General features: G+C 72.6%; 17 protein-coding genes. 7 read left to right on the top strand and 10 right to left on the bottom strand.

Going from position 1 to position 18,241, the window contains the following annotated elements:
• Positions 1-4 precede the first annotated feature (4 nt).
• The 4 genes from KBX46_RS11380 (at position 5) to KBX46_RS11365 (ending at position 4,717) form a co-directional block, all read left to right on the top strand.
• Complete coding sequence (locus KBX46_RS11380; protein ID WP_099850122.1) at positions 5-2,260, top strand: cation-translocating P-type ATPase; 2,256 nt, start codon at positions 5-7, stop codon at positions 2,258-2,260.
• A gap of 74 nt (positions 2,261-2,334) precedes the next feature.
• The gene (locus KBX46_RS11375; protein WP_088951272.1) at positions 2,335-2,508 is read left to right on the top strand and encodes a CsbD family protein; all 174 of its coding nucleotides are present in this window, start codon (positions 2,335-2,337) and stop codon (positions 2,506-2,508) included.
• Between the two features lie 341 nt (positions 2,509-2,849).
• On the top strand, positions 2,850-3,119 hold the full coding sequence (locus tag KBX46_RS11370) for a hypothetical protein (protein WP_088951273.1): 270 nt from the start codon (positions 2,850-2,852) through the stop codon (positions 3,117-3,119).
• 125 nt (positions 3,120-3,244) lie between these two features.
• On the top strand, positions 3,245-4,717 hold the full coding sequence (locus KBX46_RS11365; RefSeq protein ID WP_210792475.1) for an alpha/beta hydrolase: 1,473 nt from the start codon (positions 3,245-3,247) through the stop codon (positions 4,715-4,717).
• A gap of 54 nt (positions 4,718-4,771) precedes the next feature.
• On the opposite strand, the gene KBX46_RS11360 is transcribed toward KBX46_RS11365, so the two are convergent.
• Complete coding sequence (locus KBX46_RS11360; protein WP_210792474.1) at positions 4,772-5,404, bottom strand: bifunctional 2-polyprenyl-6-hydroxyphenol methylase/3-demethylubiquinol 3-O-methyltransferase UbiG; 633 nt, start codon at positions 5,402-5,404, stop codon at positions 4,772-4,774.
• Positions 5,405-5,492: 88 nt separating this feature from the next.
• Here KBX46_RS11360 and KBX46_RS11355 point away from each other — a divergent pair, with 88 nt between their 5' ends.
• Positions 5,493-6,077, top strand: coding sequence for a helix-turn-helix domain-containing protein (locus KBX46_RS11355; protein ID WP_210792473.1), 585 nt, complete (start codon positions 5,493-5,495; stop codon positions 6,075-6,077).
• Between the two features lie 6 nt (positions 6,078-6,083).
• On the opposite strand, the gene KBX46_RS11350 is transcribed toward KBX46_RS11355, so the two are convergent.
• From KBX46_RS11350 to KBX46_RS11340, 3 genes are all read right to left on the bottom strand, one after another.
• Positions 6,084-7,337 carry an RNA polymerase sigma factor gene (locus KBX46_RS11350; protein WP_210792472.1) on the bottom strand — a complete coding sequence of 418 codons (1,254 nt, stop codon included), beginning with the start codon at positions 7,335-7,337 and terminating at the stop codon, positions 6,084-6,086.
• On the bottom strand, positions 7,334-7,690 hold the full coding sequence (locus KBX46_RS11345) for a YciI family protein (RefSeq protein ID WP_231927527.1): 357 nt from the start codon (positions 7,688-7,690) through the stop codon (positions 7,334-7,336). Before KBX46_RS11345 ends, KBX46_RS11350 begins: the two co-directional genes overlap by 4 nt.
• A 147-nt stretch (positions 7,691-7,837) precedes the next feature.
• Entirely contained in the window at positions 7,838-9,103 is a 1,266-nt protein-coding gene (locus tag KBX46_RS11340; protein ID WP_088951279.1) for a DUF2786 domain-containing protein, read from the bottom strand.
• A 186-nt stretch (positions 9,104-9,289) separates the two neighbouring features.
• Between KBX46_RS11340 and KBX46_RS11335 the strand changes: the two genes are divergently transcribed.
• Positions 9,290-9,778, top strand: a complete 489-nt coding sequence (locus KBX46_RS11335) for a DUF2243 domain-containing protein (RefSeq protein WP_210792471.1) — start codon at positions 9,290-9,292, stop codon at positions 9,776-9,778.
• 2 nt (positions 9,779-9,780) lie between these two features.
• A complete protein-coding gene (locus KBX46_RS11330; protein WP_308159466.1) occupies positions 9,781-10,626 on the top strand; it encodes a cytochrome c oxidase assembly protein in 846 nt (281 codons plus the stop codon).
• Here the strand turns inward: KBX46_RS11330 and KBX46_RS11325 are convergent, their stop codons facing one another.
• The 6 genes from KBX46_RS11325 to KBX46_RS11300 form a co-directional block, all read right to left on the bottom strand.
• On the bottom strand, positions 10,627-10,908 hold the full coding sequence (locus KBX46_RS11325; protein ID WP_210792470.1) for a hypothetical protein: 282 nt from the start codon (positions 10,906-10,908) through the stop codon (positions 10,627-10,629).
• Complete coding sequence (locus KBX46_RS11320; protein WP_210792469.1) at positions 10,909-12,249, bottom strand: reverse transcriptase family protein; 1,341 nt, start codon at positions 12,247-12,249, stop codon at positions 10,909-10,911. It abuts the gene before it with no gap.
• Positions 12,250-12,487: 238 nt separating this feature from the next.
• The gene (locus KBX46_RS11315) at positions 12,488-13,609 is read right to left on the bottom strand and encodes a CaiB/BaiF CoA-transferase family protein (RefSeq protein WP_210792468.1); all 1,122 of its coding nucleotides are present in this window, start codon (positions 13,607-13,609) and stop codon (positions 12,488-12,490) included.
• Complete coding sequence (locus tag KBX46_RS11310; protein ID WP_210792467.1) at positions 13,606-15,762, bottom strand: 3-hydroxyacyl-CoA dehydrogenase NAD-binding domain-containing protein; 2,157 nt, start codon at positions 15,760-15,762, stop codon at positions 13,606-13,608. The genes KBX46_RS11315 and KBX46_RS11310 overlap by 4 nt, the downstream gene beginning before the upstream one ends.
• Positions 15,763-15,779: 17 nt before the next feature.
• Positions 15,780-16,994 carry an acetyl-CoA C-acetyltransferase gene (locus tag KBX46_RS11305; RefSeq protein ID WP_141907727.1) on the bottom strand — a complete coding sequence of 405 codons (1,215 nt, stop codon included), beginning with the start codon at positions 16,992-16,994 and terminating at the stop codon, positions 15,780-15,782.
• The gene (locus KBX46_RS11300) at positions 16,984-18,150 is read right to left on the bottom strand and encodes an acyl-CoA dehydrogenase family protein (protein ID WP_210792466.1); all 1,167 of its coding nucleotides are present in this window, start codon (positions 18,148-18,150) and stop codon (positions 16,984-16,986) included. The genes KBX46_RS11305 and KBX46_RS11300 overlap by 11 nt, the downstream gene beginning before the upstream one ends.
• Between the last annotated feature and the right edge of the window lie 91 nt (positions 18,151-18,241).

Genomic DNA, 18,241 nt, shown 5'->3' with positions numbered 1-18,241 from the left:
GACGATGACCACCACCAGCAGCAGACCACTGCCCGAGGCGCCGAACCGGATCGAGTTGGCGATCGGCGGGATGACGTGTGCAGCCTGCGCCGCCCGGATCGAGAAGAAGCTCAACCGGATGGACGGCGTGAGTGCCACAGTCAACTACGCCACGGAGAAGGCGACCGTCCGGTACGCCGACGCCGTCACGCCGGACGACCTGATCGAGACCGTGCAGAAGACCGGCTACACGGCCGCACTGCCCAGCGCGCCGACGGAAGAGCAGTCGGTGGACCCGCTGAAGGGCCCGCGTACCCGCCTCTGGGTGTCGGTGGCACTGAGCGTGCCGGTGGTCCTGCTGGCGATGGTCCCGGCCTGGCAGTTCGACTACTGGCAGTGGCTGTCGTTGACCCTGGCCGCCCCGGTGGTGGTCTGGGGTGGGCTGCCGTTCCACCGGGCCGCCTGGACCAATCTGCGGCACGGCGCGGCGACCATGGACACGCTGGTGTCGCTTGGCACCCTGGCGGCGTTCGGCTGGTCGCTCTGGGCGCTCTTCCTCGGCGACGCCGGGATGCCGGGGATGACGCACCCGTTCCGCTTCGACATCACCCGCACCGACGGTGCCGGCAACATCTACCTGGAGGCGGCCGCCGGGGTGACGGTGTTCATCCTGGCCGGTCGCTATTTCGAGGCCCGTTCCAAGCGGACCGCCGGCGCCGCCCTGCGCGCCCTGCTCGAACTCGGGGCCAGGGAGGTGGCGGTGCTGCGGGACGGGGTGGAGACTCTGATTCCGGTGGACCGGCTCGTCGTCGGTGACCGGTTCGTGGTCCGTCCCGGGGAGAAGATCGCCACCGACGGGGTGGTCGACGAGGGCACCTCCGCCGTGGACGCCAGCATGCTCACCGGTGAGTCGGTGCCGGTCGAGGTCGGCCCCGGCGACGGCGTGGTCGGCGCCACCATCAACGCGGGCGGCCGACTGGTGGTCACCGCGACCCGGGTCGGCGCGGACACCCAGCTCGCCCGGATGGCCGATCTGGTCGAGCAGGCGCAGAGCGGCAAGGCGGCCGTGCAGCGGCTGGCGGACCGGATCTCCGGCGTCTTCGTGCCGATCGTCATCACGCTGGCCGTCGGCACCCTCGGCTGGTGGCTCGGCACCGGAGCCGGCCCGACCGCAGCGTTCACCGCCGCCGTGGCCGTCCTGATCATCGCCTGCCCGTGCGCGCTGGGCCTGGCCACGCCGACCGCGCTGCTGGTCGGCACCGGCCGGGGCGCGCAGCTCGGTGTGCTCATCAAGGGGCCGGAGGTCCTGGAGTCGACCCGCCGGGTGGACACCGTGGTGCTGGACAAGACGGGCACCGTCACGACCGGCCGGATGACGCTGGTGGACGTGGTGCCCGCGAGCGGGGAGGACCGGGCCGAGCTGCTCCGGCTCGCCGGCGCGGTGGAGGCCGCCTCCGAGCACCCGATCGCCCGTGCCGTCGCCGCCGGTGCCGCCGAGGCCGGCGCACTGCCCCCGGTGACCGGCTTCCGCAACCTCGAAGGGCTGGGCGTGACCGGCACCGTCGACGGAACTGTCGTGCTGGTCGGTCGGGCCCGCCTGCTGCGCGAGCACGACATCGACGTACCGCCGGAGGTCGAGTGGGCCGTGCGCGACGCGGAGGCCGCCGGTCGTACGGCGATCGTCGCCGGCTGGGACGGGCAGGCCCGGGGAGTGCTCGCGGTCGCCGACGTGGTGCGGCCGACCAGTCGGGCTGCGGTGGCCCGGTTGCGCGCGCTGGGGCTCACTCCGGTCCTGCTGACCGGGGACAACACCACAGTGGCCCGGGCGGTCGCCGCCGAGGTGGGCATCGACGAGGTGATCGCCGAGGTGCTGCCGGCCGGGAAGGTCGACGTGGTCAAGCGGCTCCAGGCCGAGGGGCGGTCGGTGGCGATGGTCGGCGACGGGGTCAACGACGCCCCGGCGCTGGCCCAGGCCGACCTCGGGCTGGCCATGGGCACCGGCACCGACGTGGCGATCGAGGCGTCCGACCTCACGCTCGTCCGGGGTGACCTGGACGCCGCTGTGGACGCCATCCGGTTGTCCCGACGCACGCTCGGGATCATCCGGGGCAACCTGTTCTGGGCCTTCGGCTACAACGTGGCGGCCCTGCCGTTGGCCGCCGCCGGGCTGCTCAACCCGATGATCGCCGGTGCCACGATGGCGCTGTCCTCGGTCTTCGTAGTGGCCAACAGTCTGCGGCTGCGACGGTTCCGTTCGGCCACCGCCGATCGCGGACTGTGACGAGGGGAATGGTTGGACCGGTGATGGCCGGGGTATTGGTGGTGTTGTAGCGACGCTTGCAATGGAGGTTGGCAATGGGTATCGACGATAAGATCAACAACGCCACCGAGGACGCGACCGGCAAGCTGAAGGAAGGCGCCGGTCGGGCCACCGACGACGAGCAGCTCGAGGCCGAGGGTCGCACTGACCAGTCCAAGGCCAAGCTCAAGCAGGCCGGCGAGAAGATCAAGGACGCCTTCAAGAGCTGACGTACGACGCACATTGCACGCCGGGCCGGTGATCATCACCGGCCCGGCGTTCTGTCTGTCCGGCGCTTTTCCGTGACCCTGAGATCCCCCTGATTCCGCTTCCGGCACCCACAGCCGCACGCCTCTACCTGCTAACTTCCATTGGCACGTGCGAGGGAAGGTTATGAGCAGCTGGCGGCGTCCGGTTTGGTCACCGCCAACCTGGAGTTGTCGAGGGACGGGAAGGCCATGAACTACTACGAGGTGAAGCCGTTCGCGCTCACACTCACCCCCGAGGTCATCGCGGCGGCGGTCGAGTCGCTGACCGTGCCCCGCTCGGCCGAGCAGCCGGGAGTGGGCCGATGAGCGAGCACGACTGGACCGAGGTGGTCGGCGCGATCGGCATCTTCGCCCTGATCATCAGCGTGTTCACGGTGACCGTCGTCCAGTTGGCCAAGACCCGCCGGGCCCGGCTCGAACTGGCCCGCGCGGACGACTACCGCCGGCTGGCCGAGACGGCAGCCCAGGCCCAGGCCGAGAACGCCCGACTGCTCGCGGCGATGGACGGGCGGCTGGGCGGGATGGAAACCCGGATGACCACGCTCGAGCGCGTCCTGCTCGAGGTCGAGTGACCCGCTGAGAGCAGGAGGCCCCGGGCCGTCGAGCGGCTACTCGACGGCCCGGGTGGAAGCAGCATCACCTCGCCCAGTGGGCGAGCTTCACCGGTAACGCTCCTTCGAGGAGAGGACAGCACCTCATGCTGCGCGTACGCAAATCCGCAGTGGGCTGGGCGGTGGCCCTGGCCCTCACGGCCACCGGCCTGACCCCGGCGAGCCCCGCCGCCGCCCGACCACAGCCCGGCCCGACGATCGACTGGCGGCCCTGCGCCGCAGACTCGGATGCCGAGTGCGGCACCCTGTCGCTGCCGGTGGACTGGAACCAGCCCCGAGGTGAGCGCTTCGACCTGGCGTTGGCTCGCCGGGCCGCCGACAAGGCCACCCGCAAGGGTGCGCTGGTCTTCGGGCCCGGCGGGCCGGGCGACAGCGGGGTCGACCGGGTGGTGAACGGCAGCTCCCGGTTCAGTGCCGACCTGCGCCGCCGGTTCGACATCGTCAGCTTCGACCCGCGCGGCACCGGCGGCAGCCACCCGGTGATCTGCGCACGGGACCTGCTCGCCCGGCAGCCGCAGCTGATCGCCGACCAGGCCCAGTTCGACGCGACAGTTGCCAACAACGCGCTGCTGCGCGCCGACTGCCGGGCCCGCACCGGGGCGCTCTACGACCACGTCGACACGACCAGCGCCGCCCGGGACCTGGACGCGGTCCGCGCCGCGCTCGGCGAGCGACAGCTGACCTTCCATGGCAGCTCGTACGGCACGCTGCTCGGGCAGCGGTACGCGGAGCTGTACCCGAACCGGGTCCGAGCTGTCGTGTTGGAGGCCTCGATGGACCACAGCCTCGGCACTCGCGCCTTCCTCGACAGCCAGGCGGTCACCGCGGAGAACGCGTTCGACGAGTTCGTCGCCTGGTGTGACCGGTCCACCGCCTGTGGGCTCAACGGACGGGACGTACGGGCGATCTGGGCCGGGCTGCGCGCCCGGGCCGAGAGCGGCACGCTGACCGACCCGGACCGGGCCGGCGTGGTGCTGACCCCGTTCGAGTTGGCCCGGCTCACCCACAAGAGGTTCTACGACACGTGGCGGTGGCCCGGGCTGGCCGACTGGCTCGGCAGGATGGACGCGGCCGCCTCGCCGACCACCGCGCCCCCGGCCGACGCCACGACGACGGTCGACGCCGTCGCGCCGTACCCCTTCGCGGTCTTCTGCCAGGACTGGAGCCTGCCCGTCCGCGACTACCGGGAGTACGACGCACACGTGCGCCGGGCGGCCCTGCTCGCACCGGACCTGCGGTATCCGCCGGCCCTGTTCGCGCTCGTCACCTGCCTGGGCACTCCGTCGCCGGTCGCCAACCCGCAGCACCGACTGCGGGTCCGCACCGACGTGCCACTGCTGATCGCCGCCACGGTGCACGACCCGGCGAGCGGGTACGACTGGGCCCGCACTGTGGCCCGGCAGTTGGGCAGGCACGGCGCTCTGCTCACCTACCAGGGGTGGGGGCACGGCAGTTACAGCAGCAGCCCGTGCGTGCAACGAGCCGTCGACGCCTACCTGATCGATCAGGTGGTGCCCGCCCGTGGTGCCAGCTGCCCGGCCGTCGACCCCGACGTGTGAGCGTGCCGCCGGCCGTCGGGTGGTCAGGTTCGCCCGACGGCTGGCAGCGGCGGCTCAGCGGCGTCGGGTGGCGCGGACGATCACGTCGTGCAGCGGGACTTCCCGGCCGGGCACCGAGCGGCGGTGCTCCTCGGCGGTGACCATCTCCCAGGTGGCGCTGTCCAGGCCGGCGGTGATGTCCGCGAGGGTGACCGATGCCTCCTCGGGTGGGTGGTGGCCGTGCCCGGTGGCTTCCGAGGTGTGCAGGTGCCCGACGATCAGCAGGCTGCCACCCGGCGCCACCCACCCGGCGATGCGGTCGTAGAAGGCCAGGTGCGGCATCGCCGGGTGTGCGTAGTGCGTCGTCACCAGATCGAACTGCGTCCCCGGCTCCCAGGTCGTCAGGTCCGCCTCCACCCACCGCACGCGCTCGGGCACCCCGGCGTCCGCCGCGCGTCCGGCTGCGAGAGCGAGGGCGGCGGATGCGATGTCGACAGCGGTGACCTGCCAGCCGTGCGAAGCGAGCCAGATCGCCTCGGTGCCGGTGCCGCAGCCGGCGTCCAACACCGTGCCGGGCGTCAGGCCGGCGGTCTCACGGGCCAGGTACGGGTGCGGGGGAGCCGCGCCGACGGCACCCGGATGATCATGGTGCACCTGGTGCCAGTGCCGATCCCAGTAGCCCTTGTCGAACTCGTGCTGCTCGGTCATCTACCTGCTCCTTCGCGTCTCGGTAGCGACTGTGACCGGCTCACCCGCCGATCCGCAAAACTTCTTGCCGAATGGCAAAATTGGCGACATGGATGAGCCGGACCGCACCCTGGACGCTGTCGGAGGAAGACTGAAACACCTTCGGCTCCGCCGCGACATCACGCTCACCGACCTCGCCGCGGAGACCGGCATCTCCGCCAGCACCCTGTCCAGGCTCGAAGCCGGCCTGCGTCGCCCCACGCTGGAGCAACTCCTGCCGCTCGCCCGCGTCCACGGCGTGACGCTCGACGAGCTCGTCGGCGCGCCTCCGACCGGCGATCCCCGCATCAACCTGCGCCCCATCACGTGCAGCGACGGATCGGTCATCCTGCCGCTCACCCGACGACCCGGGGGCATCCAGGCCTACAAGTACGTGCTCCCGGCCAGCGCCGACGACCGCGAACCCGACCTGCGCACCCACGAGGGACACGACTGGGTCTACGTCCTCAACGGCACGCTGCGACTGGTCCTCGGCGAGCACAATCTCGTCCTCACGCCCGGGGAGGCCGCCGAGTTCGACACCCGCACCCCGCACTGGTTCGGGGCCACCAGCTCCGGCCCCGTCGAGTTTCTCAGCCTGATCGGGAAACAGGGCGAACGCGCGCACATCCGCGCCGCCCCGAAGGCCGATTGACCCAGGTCATCGCTGCCCAGCCAGTCGGCTCGCCTTCAGCTCCAGATACCGCTGCTCGGGCAGGCTCGTGGTGCCGCGTGCCGCGGCCAGGTACGCCTCCCGCGCCGCCTCGGCGTCCCCGGCCATCTCCAACAGGTGCGCCCGCACGGCGGCGAGCCGATGGTGCCCGGCCGTGCGCTCGTCGGCGATCAGCGGTGTGAGCAGCGCGAGCCCGGCCCCTGGCCCGTCCACCATCGCCACCGCCACCGACTGGTTGAGGGTGATCATCGGGTTCGGCGCGATCCGGGCTAGCAGTCGGTAGAGCGCGACGATCTGCCGCCAGTCCGTCTCCGCTGCCGTCGACGCCTCGGCGTGCACGGCGGCGATCGCCGCCTGGAGCTGGTACGGGCCCGGCGGAGACCAGGTCAACGCCTCGGTGATCAGCGCGATGCCCTCCGCGATGGCGGCCGAGTCCCACCGGGTGCGGTCCTGCTCGGCGAGGGGCACCAGTTCCCCGTCCGGGCCGAGCCGGGCCGCCCTGTGCGCGTCGGTGAGCAGCATGAGCGCCAGCAGCCCGGCCACCTCGCCGTCGTCGGGCAGCAGCCCGCGCAGGATGCGGGCCAGCCGGATCGCCTCGCCGGTCAGCTCGGCCCGGTGCAGGTCCGGGCCACTCGACGCGGTGTACCCCTCGTTGAAGATCAGATAGAGCACCCGGAGCACCGACCGCAGCCGCTCGTCCCGCTCGGCCGGCTCGGGCATCGTGAACCGGGCCCCGGCGGCCTCGATCCGCTGCTTGGCCCGGCGGATCCGTTGACTCATCGTCGCCTCCGGCACCAGGTGCGCCCGGGCGATCTGGGCGGTGCTGAGACCGCCGACCGCGCGCAGGGTGAGCGTCACCTGCGCCGATCCGGTCAGCGCCGGGTGGCAGCAGAGGAACAGCAGCGTGAGGGTGTCGTCCGCGGCCGGGGCCGCCGGCTCCGCGTCGGCCGCCGGCGCCACCTGGGCGTACGTCGGCTCGCGCAGCGCCACCGCCACCTCGCGGTCCCGGCGAGCGCTCTCGCTGCGCCACTCGTCGGTGAGCCGGCGGGTGGCCACGGTGAGCAGCCAGGCGCGGGGACTGTCCGGTACGCCCTGCCCGGGCCACTGTGTCGCGGCGGCCAGCAGCGCCTCCTGGACCGCGTCCTCGCACCGGTCGAACTGGCCGTGCCGGCGGACCAGCAGGCCGAGGACCTGCGGCGCGAGGGTGCGCAGCAGATCCTCGACCGTCCGGTCCCCGGTCACATCTCCGTCCCGGCCTGCTCCATCACCGGGCGGACCTCCATCGCGCCGCCGTAACGGACGTCCGGCCAGCGGGCCGCGATCTCGGCGGCCCGCTGCGGGCTGTCGCACTCGACGGTCAGGTAACCGGCGAACTGCTCCTTGCTCTCCATGAACGGCCCGTCGACGATCTCTGTGCTGCCGTCGATCTGCCGGACCGTCAGCGTCTGCGACGGGTTGGCGAGCGCCTGGCCGTCGACCAGCTCGCCGGTCTCGGTCAGCTCCTTCATGATCTCGTCGACCTCGCCGAAGAGAGTGGTGCGGTCCTGCTCGGTCAGCTCCTCGGTGAAGCCGGGCCGGTTCCAGATCAGCAGCATGTACTTCACGGCGGTGCTCCTCAGCTCTGGTCGCACCCCCGGTCGGGGCGCGGCTCACCGGAGGGTCGGAGCGGACAACCCGTTCCCTACGGCGTACCGAAGAAAATCGCAGATAACTTCGCCGGTGGTGGTCCCACGCCGGTCGGGTCAGCGGCGATCGGGCCGGCCGGGCACCTGTCGGGGCTGCTTGCGCCCGCCACCGACGTCCAGGGAGGCGCGGTCGGCGGCCGACGTGCCGGAGGACCAGCCCTCGGCGTCCCGGACGCTGAGCCGGTGCCGGGTCACGCCGGGGAAGAGGGTGTCCAGTCGTTCCCGGACGGCCTCGCCCCGGGCGGCGAGCACCGGCAACAGTCGCTCCGCCCCGGCCGTCTCGGCCGACGCCTGGTCCGCCGCTTCGGTCGCCGCCTCGGTGGCCGTACGCAGCCGCTCGCCGATCCGCAGCGCGAACGCGTTGAGGAAGGACTCGTCCCACACCTTCGTGCGCCGCCCCGACCCCGACCGGCGCTCAGCGCGCCCGCGCAGCATCGCGGCCGTGGCCTGGACCAGCAGCGACGTGTAGAGCAGCTCCACCGCCACCAGATCGGCCGGCCAGCCCAGCACGGTGGCGAAGCCGAGATCGTCGGACCAGACCGCCTCGCACCTGTTCGCCGCCGCCACCTCCTGCACCAGCAGCGCCTTCGCGCCCGCGTACGGAGTGTCGGTGCTCAGGCGCACCCCACCGGGCACGTCGCCGCGCTCCGACCCGGCCGCCAGCAGCGCCTCGTCGATGCTGTGCCGGGCGATCAGCTCCTGCGCCTTACCGGTCAACGCCTCCGCCTCGGCCGGGAAGGTGGTCGACTCGGCCTTCGCCAGCAGCGCCCGGACCCGGTCCAGCATCGGCGACCCGCTGCGCGTCGTGCCCGCCGACCGGGAGGTGAGCGCGCCGGTCGTGCCCGGCGGTGGGCGCAGCACCGCGATCGGCGGCAGGCTCTCCACCAGCGCGAGAGTGTCCACGGCCGCGCGGAGCGCGTCCGCCCGGTCCAGCCCCTCCGCGGCGGTCCAGGCAGCCAGCACGTCATGGCCGTCGTCCCGGACGTCGGCGGTCAACTCGCGTAGCTGGTCGTCCCACCAGGCCGGGATCGGTTCGGCCTGCTCACGCCGTTGGGCGGCCATCGCCTCGCGGACCAGCCGCGCCGAGCGGGGGTCGAGCCGCCGGCTGGTGAGCCGGTCCACGTCGACCGGCTGCCAGCCACGCGGCCAGAGCCGGCCCAGCGCGCGGACCAGGCGACGCAGCAGGGCCGCGTCCACCGCCGTGGTGCCGTCCGCCGCGCCGGTGCCGACCATCAGTTGGTCCAGCTGCCGTTCGGCCTGCCGTACGTCGGTGCCGCGCACCGCCGCGAGTGCGTTGGCGACGAGTTCGTCCGCGTCCGGCACGGGCACCTCCTTCTCGGGCTCTGGTTGCTCGGCTAGGTGTTCGCTGCCCCTTCAGGCTGCATGATCATGCCGCTAGTGGTGTGCGAGTCGTGAAACGGGGATGGCCCGCGGCGGCGCTGACTGGGCATGTTTCGACATGTTCGGGGTAGTTTCCGACCTGACCCCGAGGTGGATGCGAGGTGTGTGGTGGCCGATGCAAGCCTGCCGAGTGCACGCACCGCCGACGTACGTTCCTCCACGCTCGTCGGCGTGCTGATCGGCATCGCCATCATGGCTGCGGTGGACGAGATCGTCTTCCACCAGTTGCTGGCGTGGCACCACTTCTACGACCGGTCCACCCCGTCGGTGGCGCTGCTCTCCGACGGGCTTCTGCACGCCGCCGAGGTGATCATCCTGGTCGGTGGGTTCTTCTGGTTCGCCGACCTGCGTCGACGACGTGCCCTGTCGACCCGGCTGGCCTGGGGCGGATTCCTGCTCGGCGCCGGAGGGTTCCAGGTCTTCGACGGGGTGGTCGACCACAAGGTGCTCCGGCTGCACCAGATCCGCTACGGCGTACACCTGCTGCCGTACGACGTGGTGTGGATCGCGTCCGGTGCTGTGCTGCTGCTGGCCGGCGTCGCCGTGGTCTGGTGGGCCCGGTCCCGGCGGCCGGGCGACGGCCGTCGGGGACGGTGACCGTGCCGCCCGCGTTCGCGCACGGCGGGCACGTGGCGGAGGGCCCGAGCTGGTTCCCGCTGCTCCCGGTCGTGCTGCTGGCCGTCGGCTACCTGCTGGCGGCCGTACGCGACCCGCGGGGTTGGGACCACCGCCGCACCGCCGCCTGGCTGGTCGGCTGCGCACTGCTGGCGGTCGCCGTCGGGCCGATTGCCCCGCTCCCCGACGACCCGCGCGGGCACATGGCGCAGCACCTGCTGCTCGGCATGCTGGCCCCGCTCGGGCTGGTGCTCGGCGCCCCGGTGACGTTGCTGCTGCGGGTCGCCCCGCCGCCCGTACGCCGGGTGGTGGGCCGGCTGCTGCGCGCCCGTCCGCTGCACCTGATCGCGCACCCCGTCACCGCCGCGCTGCTCAGCACGGGTGGGCTGGCGCTGGTGCTGCTCACCCCGCTGTACGCGGCGGCCGAACGTCACTCTGCGCTGCACCACGCCCTGCACCTGCACTATGTCGCCGCCGGCTATCTCTTCGCCTGGTCCCTGGCCGGCCCGGACCCGGCACCGCGTCGACCCGGCCTGGCGGTACGGTTGGGCGCGCTGCTGGGGGCGGCGGCCGGTCACGCCGTGCTGGCCAAATACCTGTACGCGAACGCCGAGACCCTGCCACCCGGCCTCACCGACCGGGACCCGGCGGCGTTCCAGTCGGCCGCCCAACTCATGTACTACGGCGGCGACCTGGCGGAGTTGCTCCTGGCGGTCGCCCTCTTCGCCACCTGGTACAACCGCCCCGACCGTCTGCGCCCACCCCGCCCAACCCGGTTGATCAAGAGGTTTGCGTCACCAAAGGACGGTTCTCTGACGCAAACCTCTTGATCAACATGGAGATGGGGTGGCCAGGGCTGCCGAGAGCTGGCTGAGGAAAGTGCGAATGCTCTCCTCGCTGTGGTGGGTTTCGATCTGGTCGTTCAGCGGGCCTGGATGGCGCAGCGCATGGGCGAGCGCCTCCAGCATCTCGGCTCGGTCACCTGGGTAGAGGCCGCCGGTCACCCCGTCGGCGACCCGGGTCACCACTGTGTCGTCGAGCGCCCGGTCGAACTGGATACCGTAGAGGATCCCGTTGACGTGGCCCTTCCAACTGTTCGTACCCATACTCATTCACTCCCGTGGAAGATCCGATCGCGGCACCGGCCCAGCAAGGGCGGCGGTCAGGAGTCTCGCCAGTTTCGCGGATCGGGTGGGGTGGGCGTGGCTCAGCCAGGCGACGCGGCCGATCAGGTGCTCTGCGAACGCCGGATGACCGGCGTGGTTCTGCGCGGCCAGGCCAGTGCGGGCTGCGTTGTGCAGGATCGCGCGCAGTAGGTCGTACTCGGTGCGCGGCACCGCGGGCCGTTCGTTGACCACCAGCCCGGCGAGGAGCTGCCGGTCGGCCCGGCCACGCACCCGGGTCTTGCCCGAGTGCACTCGGAACCCCTCGTCCCGGGTTACCTCCGTCACCGCGGCGAGCAGGTCGGCGACCCGCCGGGGTGGCAGTTCGCCGGAGAAGGCGAGATCGTCGGCGTAGCGCTGATAGGCGAGGTCGAACGCTACGGCCAGCCCGGTCAGCCGACGGTCGAGCCGGAACGCACACAGGTTCGCCAGCGCGGGCGACGTCGGCGCGCCCTGCGGCAGGTGCCCGCCGCGCAGCACGGCCAGCCGCCAAGCCCGATCAGGCAGGTCGGCCGGCGCGGTACGCAGCACGGGGGCCGGGGTCCGGGTGGTGCAGATCGCGGTGAGCGCGTGCGCGACGGGCTCCGGGTATCCGGCGGTGCGCAACAGCCCGTACACCCGGCGGGCCGGAACGCTGCCGAAAAACGCGGCCAGGTCGACGCGTACCACCACGGCCTGCCCGGCATGGGCTGCGGCGAACGTGTACGCCGAACGGCCCGGCACGAACCCGTGCGCTGCCGGATGCACCGGTAGCGGGCCCAGCACCTCGGCGAGTAACCGCCGGTGCAGCACGCGCAGCCGCGGCTTCGGGGCCTCGATCAACCGGCCACCGGCCGCCCAGCGGTACCGGTAGTGGTGCAACCGATGATCGTCGGTGCGGCGGTTCATTCCTCGCCGGTCGGCGTACCAGTCGAGCTGTTCCGGGGTCAGGTCGAGCAGCCGGGCCAGGTCACCCAGGTCGTCCAGCACCGGAGTCGACCAGGGCCGACGAAGCGTCCGGGTCGGAGTGACCAGGCGGGCGCGGACCACGATCGGTTGGCCGCGCTGCCGTGCCCCGTCGACCACTTCGGTCAGCAGGGCAAGGTCCGCGAGGAAGGCGGCCAGCTCCCGGGGCCGGTCGCGCGGGGCACGGGGGTACGCGGCGAGCACCGCGTCCGCGAGCGGCCACAGCCACCGTCGGCGTACGCCCAGCACCCGCCCGCCTGATTCGACCAGGCCGCCGCGCTGCCACCGCTCGGCGGCGAGAAACGCGTCGCCGAGCGCGACGGCCAGGGAGGCGACCGTCGTCACGGCCGCACCGGGAAGGGTGGCAGCGTGCCCCGACGATGCCCGGTCGTACGGGTGCACAGGCTCGCGAAGCGTGCCGACGCACCTGTGGTGTGCTGCCCAGGTGGATGTGACGCCCCCGGGGTTACCCCGGAGGAACCTCGACCGCGCCCCCAAAGGGCTCGCGGCCAGGTCAGCTCGGGGCACGCTGCCACCCGGGCAGCGTAGCCCTGGTCGGCGGTACGGGGTGTGCCCCCGCCCGTCACTGCCACCCGGTGAGGATCTCCTCGACCGGCAGGACGTCCCGTTCCGGGTCCGGCGCGGGGGCCGGTCGGTCAGCCGGCGTCCGGTCGAAGCGTGGCGCTGGAGCCGGCTGGATCTCGCCGCCAACCTCGACGAACGTGCCCCGGGCGGCGTTGTGCGGATGCTGGTGCGCCTCACCGGGGGCGAGCACGGGCGCGACGCAGGCATCCAGGTTGGAGAAGACCGCCGTCCACTCGTCCCGGGTCCGCTCGGCGAACCGCTCGGTGAACCGTCGCCGCAGCTCGTCCCAGCCGCTCGGGTCGTACTGCGCGGGCAGGTCCGGGTCGTCGGCGAGGTCGAGGCCCGCGAGCAGTACGGCGTAGAAGGCCGGTTCCATCGCGCCGACGGCCATGAAACCGCCGTCCGAGGTGGCGTACGTGTCGTAGAACGGCGCACCGCCGTCGAACATGTTGCGCCCGCGCGGCGCCGCCCACAGTCCGGTGCCGAGCAGCCCGTGCAGGAACGATGTGAGCAGTGCCGAACCGTCCACCATCGCCGCGTCGACCACCTGGCCGACACCGGAGCGTTCCCGTTCCAGCAGCGCGGCCAGCACGCCGACGGCGAGCAGCATGCCGCCGCCGCCGAAGTCGCCGAGCAGGTTCATCGGCGCGTACGGGCGCTCGCCGGCACGGCCCAGCGGCTCCAACGCTCCGGCGACAGCGATGTAGTCGATGTCGTGCCCGGCGCGGGCCGCCAGCGGGCCGTCCTGACCCCAGCCGGTCATCCGCGCGTACACCAGTCTGGGGTTGCGGGCCTGGCACACCTCCGGGCCGAAGCCGAGCCGCTCGGCGACCCCCGGCCGGTACGCCTCGACCAGCACGTCCGCCCGCTCGGTCAGGCGCAGCAGGTCCGCCACGCCGGCCGGGGACTTCAGGTCCAGCGTGGTGACCCGCCGGCCGCGCTGCAACGGCCCGCCGGTCGGTGCGGCCAGGCGCCCCGCACCCGGCGCGCCCGGCCGGTCCACCCGCACCACGTCCGCGCCGAGGTCCGCTAACACCATGCACCCGAACGGCGCCGGGGCGAGGCTCGCGAGTTCGACCACCCGCACCCCGGCGAGCGGCCCACCCCGCGCCGCCGTCACGCGACGCCGGCCGTTTCGGCGGGACGGGCGGCCAGCCGGTCGACCAGGTCGGCGGGGGGTGTGAACCGGTCGCCGTAGCGGTCGGCCAGTTCGGTGGCGCGGGCGGCGAAGCCGGCCGGGCCGCCCGCGTACTGCCGGACGTAGCGGATCACCCCTCCGGTCCAGGCCGGGAAGCCGATGCCGAAGATCGAGCCGATGTTGGCGTCGGTCTCGGTACGCAGCACGCCCTCGTCGAGGCAGCGCAGCGCGTCCAGCGCCTCGGCGAAGAGCATCCGCTCCTGGAGGTCGGTGAAGGGCACCGCCCGACCAGCGTCGGTGGCCAGGTCGGCAAGGCCGGGCCAGAGCCGGCCGCGGGTGCCCTCGTCGTAGGAGTAGAAGCCGCGCCCGGCGGCACGCCCCGGCCGGTCGTACGCGTCGACCAGCTCGTCGACGAGCCGGTGCGCCGGCAGCGGCAGGAACTCCTCGCTGGCCGCCTCGAACTGGCGGCGGATCCGCTGGATCAGGGTGAGGCTGACCTCGTCGGCCAGCGCGAGCGGCCCGGTCGGATAGCCGGCCTGAAGGGCGGCCTGCTCCACCGAGGCGGCGGGAACACCCTCGGCGACCATGCCGACCGCCTCGTCGATGAACCGGCCGATCACCCGGCTGGTGAAGAAACCCCGGCCGTCGTTGACCACGATCGGGGTCTTGCCGATCCGCCGACCCAGGTCGAACGCCCGCGCCAGAGCGGCGTCACCGGTCCGTTCGCCGACCACGATCTCCAGTAGCGGCATCCGGTCCACCGGGGAGAAGAAGTGCATGCCGATGAAGTCGGCCGGGCGGTCCACCCCGGCGGCGAGCCCGGTGATTGGCAGGGTGGAGGTGTTGGAGGCGATCAGCGCGTCGGGCGCCAGCACCGGCAGCACCTCGGCGAACACGGCCTGCTTCAGCGCCGGGTCCTCGAAGACCGCCTCGATGACCGCGTCGCATCCAGCGAGGGCGTCCACCTGGTCGGTGGTGGTGATCCGGTCCAGCACCGCGCGGGCCTCCGCCTCCGTGGCGCGGCCCTTACGGACCTTGCGGGCCAGCAGCCGTTCGGCGTGCTCCCGGGCCCGCCCGGCGGCCTCGGGCGAGACGTCCCTGACCACGACGTCCAGGCCGGCGCTGGCGCAGACGTACGCGATGCCCGCGCCCATCATGCCGGCGCCGAGCACCGCCACCCGCCGCACCGGCGGAACGTCGACGGACGGCCGGGCGGCACCACCGTTGACGGCCTTCAGATCGAAGAAGAAGGCCCCGATCATGTTCTTGGCGACCTGCCCGGTGAGCAGGCCGATCAGGTGCCGGGTCTCCACGGTCAGGGCGGTCTCCAGGTCGACCTGTGCGCCTTCGACCGCGGTGGCCAGGATCGCCTCGGGCGCGGGAAGCCGGGCACCCTTGAGCTGCTTGCGCAGGGTAGCCGGGAAGGCGGGCAGCTGGGCGGCCAGCGAACGGCTGGCCGGGGTGCCACCGGGCATCCGATAGTCCGGTCGGTCCCACGGCTGCTTGGGAGACGGGTTCGCGGCGATCCAGGCCCGCGCGCGGTCCAGCAGCTCCGCCTCGGTGGCGACCACCTCGTCCACGATGCCGGCGGCCAGGGCATCGGACGGGCGCATCCGCCGGCCGGTGAGCAGCACAGTGGTCAGCGCACCCGCCAGGCCGAGCATCCGTACCGTCCGGGTGACACCGCCGGCCCCGGGCAGCAGGCCCAGGGTCACCTCGGGCAGCCCGAGCCGGCTGTCCGGCGCGTCCAGCGCGATCCGGTGGTGGCAGGCGAGCGCGATCTCCAGCCCGCCGCCGAGCGCGGAGCCGTTGACGGCCGCGACCACCGGCCGGCCCAGTGTCTCCAGGCGGCGCAGGTCCCGTTTGATGGTGCCGAGCAGCTCCGCCAGCGCGGGCGCGTCCTCGCGGGTGGCCCGGATCATCTCGGGCAGGTCACCGCCGGCGAAGAACGTCGACTTCGCGCTGGTCACGATGACCCCAGTCAGCTCGTCGCGTTCGGCCTCCAGCCGGTCGAGGATCGCGCTCATCGAGGCGGCGTACGCGCGGTTCATGGTGTTGGCGGACTGGTCGGGGTCGTCCAGGGTGAGCGTGACGATGCCGTCGGCGCCGCGGTCGTACCGGATGGTGGTGGTCATTTGTCTTTTCCCCCGGGTCAGCAGCGCTCGAGAACGGTGGCGACGCCCATGCCGCCACCGATGCAGAGGGTCACCACGGCGCGGCGCAGGTCGCGGCGCTCCAACTCGTCCAACGCGGTGCCGAGCAGCATCGCTCCGGTCGCGCCGAGCGGATGGCCGAGAGCGATCGCCCCGCCGTTGACGTTCACCCGGTCCGGGTCGAGGCCCAGGTCGCGGACGTACTTGAGCACCACAGCGGCGAACGCCTCGTTGATCTCGAACAGGTCGATGTCGTCGAGGGTGAGCCCGGCGACGGCGAGCGCCTTGTGGGTGGCCGGGATCGGGCCGGTCAACATCAGCGTCGGGTCCGCGCCGGTGACCGCCGCGCCGGCGATTCGGGCGCGCGGAGTGAGGCCGAGATCCCGACCCAGCTGCTCCGAACCGATCAGCACCAGCGCCGCGCCGTCCACGATGCCGGACGAGTTGCCGGCGTGATGGACGTGCTCGATGGCCTCCAGCCAGTGGAACTTCTGCAACGCGACCGCGTCGAAGCCCGCCGCCTCACCCATCGTCGCGAAGGACGGGGTGAGCCGGGCCAGCGCCTCCCGGGTGGTCTCCGGGCGCGGGTGCTCGTCGACGGTGAGGATGTCCAGCCCGTTGCCGTCACGGACCGGCACCACCGAGCGGGCGAAGTACCCGCCGGCCATCGCCTTGGCGGCCCGCTCCTGCGACCGCAGCGCGTAGCCGTCCACGTCGTCGCGGGTGAAGCCCTCCAGGGTCGCGATCAGGTCGGCGCTGACCCCCTGCGGCACGAACGACGTGGCCAGGGCGGTCTGCGGGTCGGTGGCCCAGGCCGCGCCGTCGGAGCCCATCGGCACCCGGGACATCGATTCCACCCCGCCGGCGAGCAGCAGGTGCTCCCAGCCGGAGCGGATCCGCGCGGCGGCGGAGTTGACCGCCTCCAGCCCGGAGGCGCAGAACCGGTTGAGCTGCACCCCACCCACCTCGTCGGGCAGCCCGGCCAGCAGCGCGGCGGCCCGTGCCAGGTCGCCGCCCTGCTCGCCGACCGGAGTCACGATGCCCAGCAGCAGATCCTCCAGCCGGCCGACGTCCAGGCCGGGATTGCGCTCACGCAGCGCGTCGATCAGGCCGACCACCAGGGAGATCGGCTTGACCCCGTGCAGCGCGCCGGTGTCCCGGCCGCGTCCGCGCGGGGTGCGGACCGCGTCATAGACGTACGCCTCAGAGGGCACGGGCGATCAGCTCCTTCATGATCTCGTTGGTGCCGCCGTAGATCTTCTGGACGCGGGCGTCGGCGTACATTCGGGCGATCGGGTATTCGGTCGTGTAGCCGTAGCCGCCGAACAGTTGCAGGCACCGGTCGATGACCTCGCACTGCCCGTCGGTGAGCCACGACTTCGCCATCGCCGCGGTCGCCACGTCCAGGTCGCCGCGGCTGTGCCGGACGATGCAGTCGTCCAGGAAGACCCGGCTGACCCGGGTACGCGTGGCGCACTCGGCGAGCACCATCCGGGTGTTCTGGTGGCCCATCAGGGTCTTGCCGAAGGCGGTGCGCTCCTTGGCGTACGCGACGGTCAGCGCGACGGCCCGTTCCATTGCCGCGACCGCGCCGACGCCGATCACCAGCCGTTCCTGCGGGAGCTGCTGCATGAGCTGGATGAACCCCAGCCCTTCGGCGCCGCCGAGCAGGTTGGCCGCCGGTACCCGCAACTCGTCGAAGAACAGCTCTGCGGTGTCGTTGGCGTGCAGCCCGATCTTGGACAACAGTCGGCCGCGGCGGAAGCCTTCCGGGTCGCCGCCCACCTCGCAGATCAGCAGGGAGACGCCAGCTGCCCGCTGCTCGGGGTCGGTCTTCACGGCCACGATGATCAGATCGGCCAGGCCGCCGTTGGTGATGAACGTCTTCGCGCCGGTGACCAGGTAGTCGTCGCCGTCCCGGACCGCCCTGGTCCGCATCGCCTGAAGATCAGAGCCGCCGTCCGGCTCGGTCATCGCGATCGCGCCGACCAGCTCGCCGCTGCACAGGCCGGGCAGCCAGCGTCGCTGCTGCTCCTCGCTGCCGTACGCGACCAGGTAACCGGTGACGATGCCACTGTGGACGGCCAGCCCGAGGCTGCTCTCCCCGGTGTACGCCTGCTCGTGCAGCATCACGGCCTCGTGGGTGAACCCACCGCCCCCGCCGCCGTACTCCTCCGGGACGGACAGGCCGAGCAACCCCAGCTCACCGGCGCGCCGGTAGTGCTCACGGTCCGGGTGGCCCTGCTCCTGAAGGCGGTCGGCGTGCGGCAGGACCTCCTTGGTGAAGAAGGTGCGGGCCAGGTCGGCCAGGTCGTCGTGCTCCGGCTCGCGCCAGGGCGAGAGGGGACCGTCGAGTGGGGGCGTCGGCATGTGCACCACCCTCGCGCGCTGTTGGCGGCATGTCAATAAGAAGAGATCCACGGGCGGGAGCCGGTTCTGGGTCCTCCGCGAAGGGCAGATG

This window comes from Micromonospora sp. C81 (assembly GCF_018070425.1).
GTDB classification, from domain to species: Bacteria; Actinomycetota; Actinomycetes; order Mycobacteriales; family Micromonosporaceae; genus Micromonospora; species Micromonospora zamorensis.
The sequence above is the reverse complement of the archived record's forward strand: the minus strand, read 5'-3'. Positions and strand labels throughout refer to the sequence as shown.